Genomic DNA, 13,978 nt, shown 5'->3' with positions numbered 1-13,978 from the left:
GTTTCACTTGTACACCAAAAAGCCAATTATTGCATCCAGAAGTGCTTCTGGTTCATCAACTCTGATTAAATGACCGCTATTTTCAAAGATTCTTAGATCGGCATGAGGAATAGCTGTAGCGATTTCTTCTGACAATTCTGGAGGACAAATCCAATCATGTTTTCCTGCTATAATTAAAGTGGGCGCTGTGATTTTATCTAGCTCATCAAGCACATTATAAGAACGTAAAAAACCACCAAACGCAACATTAATAGCATCGGGAGATAATATAGTTCTGTTCCAACTTTTTCCTGATGTTTCTGGTTTATAAGTTAATGAATACATAGGCATCATTAATTGAAAATATTCTTGCAGTTGAGCTTCATTCTCAAATTTACCATCCCATAAAAATTGAGCGATCGCTTGTTGTTCTTTTGTTCCTTTTTTGGCTAAATTAACTTTTGCTAGTTCCAAAAATCTAGAACTGCCAGCAGTAGCAATAACAATTAAAGATTGAACATTTTCTGGATAACGGACTGCATAACTCAGGGCAACCATTCCTCCATAAGAAGTACCAATAATCACAATTTTTTCTAGCCCTAAATATTGACGCAATGCCTCCATATCTTCTACATTATTTTCGAGGGTATAAGTTTCTTTTGGTCCCCTCGCCGATCGCCCTTGCCCACGGTGGTCAAAATACACTAATTGTAATTTTTGACTCAAAGGAGAAAAGGTAGGTTTATAGGAAGTATGGTCTGCACCAGGTCCCCCATGAATTACAAAAGCAACAGGTTTTTCTCGCATCCTTTCCCCATCTGGCACTAGGGCAGCACCTTCAACATCAAAATAGATTTCTGTATCTCTGATTTTAGCTAGCATTTGGTTTAAAAAAATAGAGTTTCAAAATAGTCTGGGAGATATCACTAAATTGCATAACCCCTCAACTTCGAGAAATATATTGAATCGTATAACCAAAACTGGTTACTTTCTGACTCGTCCATTAATTTAACTAGCTATTAGCTTTTCCGTTCCGGAATGCTGCGCAAACAGCATTTAGCTATCAGCTAAAAATCCAAGGGTTTAAGTCCCCTACGCTTATTTGAAAAAGCGCGTGGTGATCCTTTTATAGGGGTTTTAATGCCCCATTATACACCTTGAGAAGCTGATAGCTGACCGCTGACTGCTGACTGCTATTTTAATTTTTTTCTCTGGAGGTCAAAAACATGAAATTTTCTGTAGTCATCTTTAAAAGTGCTTTTTGGACAATTTCTCTATCTCTAGCATTAATGGGATATTCTTTGCCAACTTTGGCCTTAACTGTCCAGGATGTGCCCAACCCCCGACAAAACTACGGTGGTTGGGTGACAGATATGGCTGAAATACTCAGCACTGACACAGAAGCTAAACTCAACAAAATGATTTCAGACCTAGAAGCAAGCAATGGTTCAGAAATTGCAGTTGTCACTGTCTCAGAAACTCAACCTGCTGCAACTCCAAAAAAATTTGCTACTGAGCTATTTAACTATTGGGGAATAGGTAAGAAAGATAAAGACAATGGGGTGTTGTTTTTGGTTTCTCAGGGCGATCAACGTTTGGAAATTGAAACTGGAAAAGGAGTACAGGAAATTTTGCCAGATGCTAAAGTTAGCCACTTGCTCCATACCAACATTATCCCGAAATTTAAGTTAGGATTATTTGAAAGTGGTGTAGTTGCAGGTACAACAGCATTAGTAACATCCCTAGAAACTGGGAACTATAATCTAGATGAAACTTCAGTCTCTCAAAATAACATACTTATTATGGGCATCATAATTATTATTTTACTTGTATTGGTGTTTCTGACAATTCTGATTTACATGAATACCAGAAATAGGCCGAGAAGCAGTTATACTTCTCGTAATTATAGTAGTTACAGTAGCTATAGTGGAGGAAGTAGAAATCATGGTAGTGACAACCATACTCAAAGAAGTAGTTATAGCTCCATAGATACGAATGATAGTGACAATAATAGTAGTAGTGATGATGATGCTAGCTTTGGTGGAGGTAGTAGCGATGGTGGAGGTTCGGGAAGTAATTGGTCTGAAACCGCTAGCAGCAGTAGTTCTGAAAACTTTGGTGGTGGCAGTAGTAGTGGTGGAGGAACTGGTAGTAGTAGTTCCAGTAATTATGGTGTGACTAGCAGCAGCAGTTCTGGAAGCTATAGCAGTAGCAGTTCCAGTAGTAGCAGTTCTGGAAGCTATAGCAGCAGCAGTTCTGGAAGTGATAGTAGTGATAGCGGAGGTTCTGATTACTAATTAATAACACAAATTTCAGATGAATACCAGTAATGTGCATAATTTTGCCAGAAAAATTGGATTTTTGTTTTCAAGTGAATGAGAAATGCACATTAGTTATGGAAAATTCCCAGAAACAGTCTGATTTCACATTCGACTTGAGATTAATTACCATTTTCGTTACTGCAAATCAACCTTGGTTACATTGTATGTAATGAAGCAATTAGGAATTTTCTCAAATGACTGTATCAACAATGACTGGATCAACTTTACCTACTTTAAAAAATGGTGATAGCGGAGATGCTGTTCGCTTTCTTGAACAGTTACTATCCTCAATCTATTGGTTTGGTCTCCAACAAGGTAGACCATCTCTGATTACAAGTAATGTGAAATTTGATGCTCAGTACGATAATCAATGTCAACAAATAGTAACTGAGTTTCAGGAAAATTATAACGCTACTTTTCCTTTTCCATCGCCTGATATTACAGTAGATGGAGTGGTGGGTCCTGAAACCTGGAAAGCATTAGGTGATGCTATCTTCAAATACACCTATTAAAACTTAAACACTCTTGTTGCTACATCTCTAGATATGACTGCAACAAGAATGTACAAACTCTTGGACTTTAGTCCTGGGGTTCCTGACCAAATCGATCTAATTTCTCATACTCATCTATCCTAATACAGGAGAATTAACAATGACTTTAAGTGTTTCAAGTTCTTTTTCTTTACCAGTTTTAAGCAACGGAAGCAACGGTTATGATGTGACTCTGGTACAACGCCTTCTCAATAATGCTGGCTATGGTTCTTTAGTGGAAGATGGTATCTTTGGTGTTCGCACTGATACCGCAGTTAAGCAGTTCCAAAAAGACCGAAATTTAATAGTGGATGGTATAGTTGGTTCTCAAACTTGGGGAGCTTTACTACCTCCTACTATCGGTCGGGGTAGCAGCAGTGATGATGTTGAACGTCTGCAAATGATCCTGAATGAAATGGGCTATTCTCTAGTTGTAGATGGTATTTTTGGTTCCAACACTGCAGCAGCTGTCAAGGGATTCCAAAAAGATATGTCCTTAGAAGTTGATGGCATTGTAGGCCCTTTAACGTGGTATGTTCTCAAGAGCAATCAGATTAAAGATTAACGATTTTTAGGTTGTATTATCCAAGTGTGGGAGTTCAATTCTCCCACTTCTGACTTCAGTTATTCAGACAGTGAGATTTGAGGAGAATACTCCCATGCAAGTTAGATGGAAAATTTTATTGGTCAAAATAACAGTCTGGTTAAGTTTAGAGATTTGGCTAAATTTAGTAGGACTTGATTACTTAGCTGATTACAGTGAGTTTATTTTTGAGCAGAATGATGGATTAAAAAGGGTCGCACAGCAAAGCTTTCATAGAGATAAATCTAGCTCAAACCCTTGATTTGATAACCTTTCAGCAACGGCTATTAAAGTGATTGTGCAATTATAAGTGACCTTATTTTACTATATTGTTGACTCCATTGATTAAAAGCAATTTGTAATTTTTGGTAATCAGTGTGTACCATTACCCGTCTCATAGTTGAATAAGAGAGAAAACGAGCTTGAGAAATATTGAGTAGTTTGATCAAACTCAAACGATGGCGTTCATTCATTAATTGATAATGGATAATGGATAATTACCTCGGGTTTTAACCGTTACGGAATTGAATATAAGGAAATATTATTTCTTCTCTTGGTCAATTGGATATGGCAAGGAGACCCGTTCTTACAGACCCGCTCCGAAGTACGCCATCCCACCCTTCGGGAAGCTACGCTAACGACCGCTTTTTTACCCTTAAAAGGGGAGGCTTCAAGGCGCGAATTATTTAATTATTAATTATTAATTATTAATTATTCGGTAAATCTGCACGGGCTGTCTATAACCCCAATAACCACTCATGATTCCCATAATAATCATCACCGGATTTGATATTACCAGTTTCTAGCTTCAGTAATAATTTTCATTGGATAGGAGTCAGCTACTAACTGGTTTGCCTCTTCAATTACTTTAATATCTGGTGTAAAAGTTGATTTTGGTACAGACTCATCAAAATTAATTAGAGTTTTAATGCGTTGATAGACCTGGAATGCCACAGTGGGAAAAAACGAAAATTTGCCAGGCAAGACACACAAATAATTACTTTGAGGATTTGACTCTATCCAATAACTATAACGGCGTTTTTGCTCTTCCTGACTAATAAATTCTGTTTTCACACATTCGTAACTAAAAAGGTTTCGACTGTAAAGTTGATCTTTGCCAAAATATCGTTCTGCGGACTCCAAAATTGGCTCAATATCAACTTCATCTTCATCTCCTTGATTTATGAGATCGTCGTTAGTATAACTAGAATCAGCTAACATTGAGTAAACACATTTTTCCTCCTCAATTTCACAGGTATGCACAAAATGATTGAAATGAAATTTTTTCTTAGTAGACATCCGCACAAAATTTGTATCAGTTAGGGCAGGTTGAGCTACCACCATAGCACTACGACTACGTTTGAGTTTTGCCCGTACTTGTAAATCAGACAAAAACGGCTCAAAACCTTTTCCTACCGCAAAGATAAATAACTTTGCTTTTAGGCGTTTGGGAAAACCTTGTTGTGTCCGACACAAAATACTTTTGATTTGAATTGGGCCGTAGCGGTCTATTAATAGTTTATCAATAACTACTCCAGTCTCAAATGTCACTCCTTGACTCAGAGCGCTGGCAACCAAGTCTTTGATTATTGCACTGGTATTCATAGAGGAATCTAATGTTCTGATAATTTCATAGTTTGACTTTTCTAGACCGTAAGAGTTATCGAATTGACTACAAAGGTTATCTATAGTTTCTGTTGAGTGACGCAACGAACAATTTAAACCTTCATAAGCTTCGACCTGTGCATAAATTGGTGCTAGACAATTTCCATTCTGATACCAATTATGTTGTTGACCATAAGCAGTTTCTAATCTACCCAAGACTCGGTTACGCTGAATTTCCATTTGTACCGAGTCGCTCTTGAGACCAGATAGACTAATTTCGGGAGAATTTGTTCCAGGATGAATTAAATATACAGGGCGATCGTTAAACCAACCGTTGAGTTTAGGGATAACTGCGGGAGTGAAAAAATTGGGTTTTGTTTCTGTCAGCGCAATATTACATTGTTCGGTAAAGTAGGAACTATATAGATTAATTGCATCCTCTAAACTATTTACACAATTGATAAAAGTCTGAGCATCGTCATGTCCTGAGTAAAGTGCGCCAGTATGAAACCAACCTTCGAGTTTACCCGAAGCAAATGTTCCTAATTGTGAGGCGCTTTCTAATACTTTGATGGAAAGACGACTATGGCGGGCAAGAAATTCAGCAATAGAAATTCCGGCAATGCCACCACCGATAATTATTGCATCGACATATTCGATTTGAGAAGCTTGAATTTTTGTCATAGTAGTAGTAATATTATGTCTGGATAATTAGCGAAAAAAACTTTCTCTGATGACTCCCCCATCGTTATTTCTAACTATTCAAACGGACATAATATAAGTCATAGTAGTAATAGTTACCATACTACTTTAAGTAAACGGATGAAAAGCTTGCTTTTAATTTGGCGTTGCTGAAATGTAATGGTAAGTAGCTGAAGGTAAAATTGAAAAACTTATGTTTTGCGTTGATACTTAATCTAAAAATCATTACCATTCAGCAACGCCAATAAGTTAATCTGGCAAATTTGCCGTTATACAGGGGAACGGATTGGAGACGTTCTACAGCTCAAATCAGAAGATGCAGGAGAGTAGGGCCAAACTAAAATTACAGCAAGGATTGTTAAGGGACGATAATCCTAAGGAACTACCTAATTTTGAGGTTTGGAGGTACAGTAGTAGCGATCGCCTTGACTAACCCTACGGCAATCATCCTAGATATTTGTCAGGCACGGCTCAACTTGTAGCTGTGCAGACTTCTGCCATTAAGGCATTGCATGATGAGCTGTCGTTGCGACTGGGTTTTGGTCATTCCCTTGAAGAGTGGTTTGAAGAATGGGAAACAGGTTATCCGTCGTTCACTCTTGCAGGGATAAATGACACCGGACAACAAACCACATCTCAATTATCAACTCGACAATACTACAAAAAAAGGACAAGAAGTGGAAGTATGCCGTTTGGGCGACAGTCTATAGCGACTCCTGATGCGGGCACAGGAACTGCTACAACAGCAATAGGTGATAGAATTATAAAGATTGTTTGAAAGCTATACTGGCGATCGCTACTCCAAATTAAAAACTTTATTGGCCATCAAGAAAATATTTTAATTTGTAAAGCAATTGAGCTATTTAAGCGATCGCCTAAATCATTGGTGGCCAACATTCCCTAGCTAGAGTTTGTTCCGAACTTTCTAGGGAATTACTCTAGAAAATACTTCCGATAAAAATGTTTGATGCCACCCATGAAATTTTGAATGATGGTCGTGTTCATAAATACACAGTGACTCAAAATGGGCAACCAATACCATATAGTGAGGTTTTAAACTTATGGCAGTATGAGTCAAACTTTCGCTCTTTCTTCATTTCACTTTTATCTGAGTCTCCCTTTTCTGCCTATCGATGGGAAACACCATCCATTACAAAAGATACCTCAAAGCGTCAATTTGAATTTGTGTTGCTGAACTCTCCAGGGTTAGCACGCAACCCAGACAAAAGGACATTTAGTGATTATTTCACAACCGACGATCTTAACAATGGAATTGTTGTATTTGAAAATTTAGGCAAAGATGCAATACTTGTAGCTCCATCTCCCAGGGATTCAGAACCCTCCTGGAGAGGAACTGCGTTTTCAGCTTATTCCCATCTAGCAGCCTTCATTCGCGGTGCGCCAGATGGTCAAAAACAGGCATTGTGGCGAATTGTGGGACAAACTGTGCAACAACAGATTTCAGACCACCCCCTTTGGGTCAGTACAGCAGGTGGCGGAGTGGCTTGGCTTCATGTTAGATTAGATTCTCGACCAAAATATTACGGATACAAAATGTACAGTTTATCAGATCGAGTCTAGATTTGATAGTTGCTGAATGTTAGAACAACAAAAATAGGAATCATATCATGTCCGGTTGAATACTTATAAATAACCATGAAGGAGTCAGGAAGACCGAGTCAGGAGTCAGGAGGGAAGAAGAAAGTTTTTTATCACGCTATTAAACGGACATGATATCATAGAAAAATAATAGCTCTTCCTATTGCCAATTTGAGACTTAAGATGCTATTGTTAATATCAGTATGAGGGCGCGTAGCTCAGTGGATAGAGCACCAGATTCCGGTTCTGGGTGTCGGGGGTTCGAATCCCTCCGTGCTCGTTTTGAAGTATATATATAGTATTTGAGCTATTTTATGGTATGGCTATATTCAATTCAAAAGCTTTTTTAGTAAGCCTTTTAGGTTTGATTATTTTCCGATCAAATATTGTTCAACAATTAAACTATTTGGTCTAGCTCTGACATTTTTTACTTAATTTTCACCCAGACCCAGAAATTCAAGAAATCAAATGAAAATGCACTGAGTTTACATGAGCATTTTTTATGGGTATATAGTTTTTTGATAATAAAAAATTTTCTCTTGTTTTGAAAAGAGGGCCTAATATTACCTAGAGGTAGAAATATTTTTGTTTATTTTATATCATGTGCCCCCTTCAGGGGAGCTACGCTTACGGTAGAACAGTTATAATAGGGCTTCGCAGTTTTGCTCTATCCCTAATACATAAGTATTGTAAGAGCTAAAGCCCAACTACAAACAAAAACTTTATTATAAGTAATTATCCTAAAATTATATTATGGCGGTTTTCAGAAAGATAGAACACACTCCTAAGAATAAAAACCCTTGTAGGGAGTTCCATGGAACTCCCTACTCTGGTCTACTAAGGGTGAAAACTGCTATAAGATTACTATATCCTTATTCTATTGGTGCTGTTTCAGCTTCTGGTGGCATCACTTCAATAGGTATACCTTCCTCCTCTTGCCCATCCTGATTTGGTAATGTTTCTCCAATGGATGTGTTTTCTGCTTCTGTTGACTTTGCTGTACTACAGTTAGAACTATCAAAATTAAATTCATACTGATAAAGTTTTGAGCGATCGCTACTGGAAAATGATTGATTATTAACTGCATCTATAGCTGCTTCATCTAGCACTGAATGACCACTTTCTAGCAATAACTTTGGTCCATTAGTAATACTGCCATCTGGACTAACTAATACTCCCACAGTAGCTTTACCTTCTAACTTTTGCTCGCAAGCTGCTTTTGGATAAGTATCAGCAATAGTTGTAGGTTCAGTTAAATTATCTTCTTCTAATTCCAATTCTATTGCCCACTGCAGATAAGCATCCACAGCACCTAAAGCGATATCCCTTGATTCTGATTCTTCAGTGAAAGCAGCATATTCTTGCTTTTGTTGCTGTAGTTTTGCTAACAGTGAACCTTTAAATTCTGCTTGTTGCTGTACTGGTGGAGATGGTTCAGGTTCCTGCTGTACTGGTGGGGATGGTTCAACAGCAGGTGTTATTACAGGTGTTGGTGGTTTTGTTTCTTCGACAGTAGCAGCAGCTACATTTTCTTCAGGTGTTGGAGATGATTGAGGGACGGGAGTAGTCGCAGTAACTTTTTGTTGCTTTTGTTGTTCAAATTGTTCTAATAATGAACCTTTAAACTCTTTTGGTGTGGGAGATGGTTTAGGAGTTGGAGCAAAAGCAGGAGTTTCCTGAACCTCAATTTCTAGTTGAGATTTATTAGTTTCAGTTGGTGCGGGAGTGACAACAGCTACCTTTTGTTGTTGTTTTGTTTCTTCTGCTATATCCTGAATAGTCTTTCCTTCTCGTAATTGCCTAACTATTGGTGCTTCTAGCAGTCTGCCTTTTTTTGTAGGGTCTGGTGTTGGAGGAGTTTGAGAAGTTACCGTTGCTATAGGTTGTTTCTCTGTTTGAGTTTGAGTATCGGTATCATTTTTATTTGGAGCAATAGCAATTTGATTTTCAACTTTATCTTGGTAACGTCGTGGAGGCAATTTTAAATTAGCTGAGTATGAATCCCCAGTTGAGTTTTCAACTATAGAAGTTTGCTCTTGAGGGTCGATCTCTAGAGTTGGACGACGTGATAAACCTGAGTCATAGACTTTATCTGTCAAGTTCAAATTTTTTCTGAGTTGATATTCATCTATTTGATTTTGATTTGATTGTTGTTGTGGGTCAACTCGAAATATCTCTGCTGGTTGACTATTTGTACTAGGTAGTGGGGGTGGAGATATTGGTGTTGTTGGTAATGACGACCTACCTGGTATAATAGATGGATAATTGTAGGAAAATTCGCTTGGGGATGGATTTCTGGGCAACCTAGAGACGGAAGGAGTGGATCTTGAGCGGGTAGAAGAGGATGAGGTAGTAGAATCTTCTGGTGGTAATTCTGGTAAGTTGTAATCTGAAGGGTCTACAGGTATTGTTGGTAATTCTGAGGATGATGATTCGGGGACAACAGGTAGTTCACTGGGAGATGGTGGTGAAATAGGGGAAAGGTTGGATGGTGTTGGTATGGTTGAGAATGTAATTTCTGGTTCTTCTGGTTGAGGGAGGAGTTCGAGTTGTTCTGGTGTTAATTCTACTAATCCTACTGTTGGTGGTAATTTGGCTTTCTCAGAGAATAGGGATAATTTTGGTAGGTTAATTCCTAATATAGCATGGATGCCCACAGAGGTGAAGAGTGCTATCCATATTGGTTGACGGAGGGTGTCTATGATGGAAGGTTGTTCTATAGGTTGATTTAGGTCTAGGGAAGAAAAGTCAGACATATAAGGAAACTCCTATAACGATCGATAAAATAAATAATATCGTTGCAATTTGCATTTTAACATTCAGCCATTTTTCGGCCATAAAATCTTTAAGTCCCATTATTGAAATATTGAAAAAGAATATAGAGACCTTCTATGGAAGGTCTCTACAAAGGTTACTGGAAAAAGTATTATAGCAATGTGCGCTGGCATATTTACAAATTGCAGGAATTTTCCAATAGCTAAAAGTCTTATATTATCAGCTTTTTATTCCCCCTATTGCCTTCCGGAGCTGTTGCCTGTTGCCTGCGCGCAGCGCTATAATTTTTGGAGATCTCTAATGTCTGACTCTTACCAAAGAGCGATCGCTTTTTTCATGTGCCGAAGCTGGAGCTATAGTACATTTAGTGGCTAGATCCGGAAAAAATTTGAAAATTGTCAAAGATTGGATTACGAGAAGTATTCCGAGATCTAAAGTCGAAATATCTACTATTGATCTTTTAGACAAACAAGAAACTGAAATCAAACTTGCAAGTGTTTCAAATGACATTCCTCTTTATTGGGTACAGTCCCTTGGTTTAGGTGCTGGTACAGTTAAAATCAGGGACAATAATCCATATTTAAAAATTGATGAAGTTTCGGAAGAGTTTATTGATGCTGAATTATCTGTATTGAAAAGCACATACATGACGCTTCAAGCGTTATTGCCAAGATTTCTTGACACTCCCCGTCCTAGAAGGACGGGGATTCTTTGATCGAAGACCCGTCTTGCTCAACCAGACCGGAGTCAGGAAAAGTAGAGGACAGATCTCCCAAAGCGTTCGGATCAATGATCCAGGTTCCGGTGTGCCCCACCGTACCCAAGGCTCTGTTTAGAATGTTGATTGCGGCGTTGTGGTCGCGGTCTAACTTGCAACCACATTTACAGACGTGAGTCCTAGTTGATAGCGACTTCTTCACTACCTCGCCGCACTCAGAGCAGTTTTGGCTAGTATATGCAGGATTTACAGCAACTGTGACTCTGCCAAATTTAGTGCCAAAATGCTCTAACCATTTTCTAAATTGATACCAACCTGCGTCATTAATAGACTTAGCTAGACAGTGGTTTTTCACCAAATTCTTAACTCTCAAATCTTCGTAGGCGACCAAGTCATTAGACTGGATTACGCAGCGCGCCAGTCTCTTGGCGTGCTCTTCACGTTGTCTACTTATTTTAAGGTGTTGTCTACCTAGTCTATTAACTGCCTTCTTACGATTGGATGAGCCTTTCTTTTTCCGAGAAACTCTGCGCTGATCAAACTTTAAACGTTTCTCCCCAGTCCTATAAAAACGGGGATTAGGTTCGGTGTTTCCTCTGGAATCAGTATAGAACTCTTTTAGTCCTACATCCAGTCCCACAGTCGCGTCAGCAGGATTTAATTGCTCCGTGACATCGACAGAGACGCAAAACTGAACATATAGTCATTACAATTAAGTTCCGTACAGTCTAACAATGTCATCCAGTGTTGTTTCTGGTGGAGCATATATCCGTTGCTTTTTGAGAATGGCAAAATCTTCTTCAATCTTGTTGAAGTCCGGTGAGTGTCTCCTGTCTCCTGTCTCCTGTCTCCTGTCTCCTGTCTCCTGTCTCCTGTCTCCTGTCTCCTGTCTCCTGTCTCCTGTCTCCTGTCTCCTGTCTCCTGTCTCCTGTCTCCTGTCTCCTACCCCTACCACTCATACTTTTTCAGCAAACCCTAATTAATCATTACTTTTTCTTTTAAGAAGGGATTGGCGACAATAATTTTTTTCTTTATTTTTTATTTACAGCGCTTTTCAAATCAATAAACCACATCGTCACAAGCAAAATATGTTAGAGACGTTCCATGGAACATCCCTACTGTGGTCTACCAAAATTAAAACCGCTGTAAATAAAAGGCTTTAAATTTTAATTATTTGGCCAGAAATAAATTAACAATCTAAAAATAGGAACTCATTGAAAAACAGAATAATTAAGAAGACAGGCGATCGCCTTAGTAAACAATAATTGTAAGTATTCAGCTATTAGCAGTCAACTCTCAGCAATAAGACACTCCTTTTCAGGATGGAGGTTAAATGAATATAGATTTTAAGGTCTTTTGTAGTAAGATTTAATTCTAGCTCAATTAATACAGCTTTGAATGCGTACTAAAAGCAATAGCTGATAGCTGACGGCTGAATGCTTACCAATAATTTATCAATCTAAGTAATAGAATAAAAAAGTTTTGAAATAAATCATCATATAAATGATTTTTAACATACATTGTCTACAACAAATTAAAGTATTAGAAACAAACTTTAAAAGTGGCGTTGCTTAAATGTAATGATAATTAGACATCTACTCCACCCATAGGGAGTAGGGAGCTTTGCTGTAGGCAGTAGGTGTAAAGAATTGATAATTTATTTGAGATATAGATATTGATTTTTGATTTTTGGAGATGTCTATTAGCTGAAGGTAAAATTGAAAAACTGATGTTTTGCGCCCAAAGTTAATCTCAAAATCATTACCACTCAGCAACGCCGCTTAATTTGCTAATAATATATATTTGATTTATGATTGGATATAAATTTTTAGATAACTATTACCGAAAAATTGGGTTTAAAGCCTCGCCAATAAGTGGGCGACTTTTTAGTTGTTTTTTTTGAATACATATGTTATATCTTTGTTATTAGTCGCGGACGGGCAGTCCGAGACAAAAAACGGACGCGGAGGCAAGTATAAGACTTGCATATAGTTAAGTTGCAGCCTGTGTTAGCGGAGCTTTGCATCAGCAAAACGTCAACCCACCGAGGAGCTTCGGATCGGTAGGAATACCCTTGCCTTTAAGCTGGGCAAGATGTCAACAGTCAGTTTATGATAAACAAGTAAAAAAAGCTAATCAATATTGATTTAGTTAAGTAAGCATGACCTAGGAATAACTAATAGCGAGGTAGCTGCTTGCCCAGCATTCCGTAGGAAATGCTTACATAATTTCCTGCTTCCTCACTTAGTTAATAGGATCTGGCGAGTAAACCTCATGATTCCTTGATCTTCAAACTAATCTTAGCTAGTTAATAAATTCAGATATTCCCAGTCCAATACATCTTGTAATAAAGCTTTATAACCTGCGACATTAGGATGAATGCCATCTGGACAAAGACGTAATCTCCACCAATTTTCGCCCCTACTTAACCATTTTTCAAACACATCTAAATAAGGAATTTTTCGCTTTAAACAAGCCAACCGAGTCGCCTCTTTATATATAAATTGATCCTCGTGACTATAATATAAACAATCTTGAAAAGGCATTTTCTCCAAATTAACAGGAACCATTCCCACAAATAGTACAGGACAAAGTTGTTTTGATGTATCCAATAAATTATCTAAAATTGTTTTAAATTTGGAAAAATCAGTATAGTAACGTCCATCTGGTCTTTGGACTCTAGCAGAATCATTTACCCCAACCGAAAGAATAATAATATCTGGTTGACGATTTCTTAATTCTCCACGATGGCGAAACTCATGTTCCAGGCGTTGTTCTACTTGTAAAACACGGTTTCCTCGAACTCCAAGATTATACAGTACATGACCAGGACTGTCTGGCAACATCCACTGCCGTCGTAATCTCTCTACCCATCCACCACCTTCATAATCACCAAAACCATAAACTAAACTGTCTCCCAAAGCAACTATTTTTAGGGGATGATGATGAGTCTGAGAAAAGCGCTTTACAGTCGAAGGAGTAGCTAATAACATAAGCAATAAAAATTGATAATATTAGTATAAATTTATTAATATTGATTGAATTTTAACTAAAAATATTAGCATTGACCACCTAATTTCGAGAACAGAGAACAAAAAATATATATTAGACAATATATTAGACAGTTAATCATCTTTACTTATTACAGAAAAAATGCTAGTGTAAT

General features: G+C 37.9%; 12 protein-coding genes, 1 tRNA gene and 1 pseudogene. 8 read left to right on the top strand and 6 right to left on the bottom strand.

Annotated features, from left to right (window positions below; genetic code table 11):
* Window positions 1–3 precede the first annotated feature (3 nt).
* Complete coding sequence (locus F6K18_RS04205; protein ID WP_287518927.1) at window positions 4–861, bottom strand: alpha/beta fold hydrolase; 858 nt, start codon at window positions 859–861, stop codon at window positions 4–6.
* 344 nt (window positions 862–1,205) lie between these two features.
* Between F6K18_RS04205 and F6K18_RS04200 the strand changes: the two genes are divergently transcribed.
* The 4 genes from F6K18_RS04200 (at window position 1,206) to F6K18_RS04185 (ending at window position 3,675) form a co-directional block, all read left to right on the top strand.
* A complete protein-coding gene (locus F6K18_RS04200; protein WP_287518925.1) occupies window positions 1,206–2,276 on the top strand; it encodes a TPM domain-containing protein in 1,071 nt (356 codons plus the stop codon).
* 218 nt (window positions 2,277–2,494) lie between these two features.
* On the top strand, window positions 2,495–2,812 hold the full coding sequence (locus F6K18_RS04195; RefSeq protein WP_287518924.1) for a peptidoglycan-binding domain-containing protein: 318 nt from the start codon (window positions 2,495–2,497) through the stop codon (window positions 2,810–2,812).
* A gap of 139 nt (window positions 2,813–2,951) precedes the next feature.
* Entirely contained in the window at window positions 2,952–3,395 is a 444-nt protein-coding gene (locus F6K18_RS04190; protein WP_287518922.1) for a peptidoglycan-binding protein, read from the top strand.
* A gap of 94 nt (window positions 3,396–3,489) precedes the next feature.
* A complete protein-coding gene (locus tag F6K18_RS04185) occupies window positions 3,490–3,675 on the top strand; it encodes a hypothetical protein (protein ID WP_287518920.1) in 186 nt (61 codons plus the stop codon).
* A 530-nt stretch (window positions 3,676–4,205) separates the two neighbouring features.
* Here the strand turns inward: F6K18_RS04185 and F6K18_RS04180 are convergent.
* The gene (locus F6K18_RS04180; protein WP_287518919.1) at window positions 4,206–5,702 is read right to left on the bottom strand and encodes an FAD-dependent oxidoreductase; all 1,497 of its coding nucleotides are present in this window, start codon (window positions 5,700–5,702) and stop codon (window positions 4,206–4,208) included.
* 502 nt (window positions 5,703–6,204) lie between these two features.
* Between F6K18_RS04180 and F6K18_RS04175 the strand changes: the two genes are divergently transcribed.
* The 3 genes from F6K18_RS04175 (at window position 6,205) to F6K18_RS04165 (ending at window position 7,599) form a co-directional block, all read left to right on the top strand.
* Window positions 6,205–6,498 carry a hypothetical protein gene (locus F6K18_RS04175; protein WP_287518916.1) on the top strand — a complete coding sequence of 98 codons (294 nt, stop codon included), beginning with the start codon at window positions 6,205–6,207 and terminating at the stop codon, window positions 6,496–6,498.
* Between the two features lie 182 nt (window positions 6,499–6,680).
* Entirely contained in the window at window positions 6,681–7,301 is a 621-nt protein-coding gene (locus F6K18_RS04170; protein ID WP_287518913.1) for a DUF6940 family protein, read from the top strand.
* Between the two features lie 225 nt (window positions 7,302–7,526).
* A tRNA-Arg gene (locus F6K18_RS04165) sits at window positions 7,527–7,599 on the top strand.
* A gap of 592 nt (window positions 7,600–8,191) precedes the next feature.
* Here F6K18_RS04165 and F6K18_RS04160 read toward each other — a convergent pair.
* Window positions 8,192–10,075: a TonB family protein gene (locus F6K18_RS04160; RefSeq protein WP_287518911.1), complete on the bottom strand. Its 1,884-nt coding sequence runs from the start codon at window positions 10,073–10,075 to the stop codon at window positions 8,192–8,194.
* A 407-nt stretch (window positions 10,076–10,482) separates the two neighbouring features.
* Here F6K18_RS04160 and F6K18_RS04155 point away from each other — a divergent pair, with 407 nt between their 5' ends.
* Window positions 10,483–10,809 carry a hypothetical protein gene (locus tag F6K18_RS04155; RefSeq protein ID WP_287518908.1) on the top strand — a complete coding sequence of 109 codons (327 nt, stop codon included), beginning with the start codon at window positions 10,483–10,485 and terminating at the stop codon, window positions 10,807–10,809.
* On the opposite strand, the pseudogene F6K18_RS04150 reads toward F6K18_RS04155, so the two are convergent.
* The 3 genes and pseudogenes from F6K18_RS04150 to F6K18_RS04140 form a co-directional block, all read right to left on the bottom strand.
* Window positions 10,787–11,512 (bottom strand): annotated as a pseudogene (locus F6K18_RS04150) (RNA-guided endonuclease InsQ/TnpB family protein); the annotation flags it as partial. The gene F6K18_RS04155 and the pseudogene F6K18_RS04150 overlap by 23 nt on opposite strands.
* 12 nt (window positions 11,513–11,524) lie before the next feature.
* The gene (locus tag F6K18_RS04145; protein WP_287518907.1) at window positions 11,525–11,767 is read right to left on the bottom strand and encodes a hypothetical protein; all 243 of its coding nucleotides are present in this window, start codon (window positions 11,765–11,767) and stop codon (window positions 11,525–11,527) included.
* Between the two features lie 1,345 nt (window positions 11,768–13,112).
* The gene (locus F6K18_RS04140; protein ID WP_287518906.1) at window positions 13,113–13,805 is read right to left on the bottom strand and encodes a GDSL-type esterase/lipase family protein; all 693 of its coding nucleotides are present in this window, start codon (window positions 13,803–13,805) and stop codon (window positions 13,113–13,115) included.
* Window positions 13,806–13,978: the final 173 nt, after the last annotated feature.

The sequence above is a fragment of the Okeania sp. SIO2C2 genome (genome assembly GCF_010692625.1).
Classification (GTDB): Bacteria; Cyanobacteriota; Cyanobacteriia; order Cyanobacteriales; family Microcoleaceae; genus Okeania; species Okeania hirsuta.
Note: the sequence above shows the minus strand (reverse complement) of the source record. Positions and strands in the feature narration are given on the sequence as shown.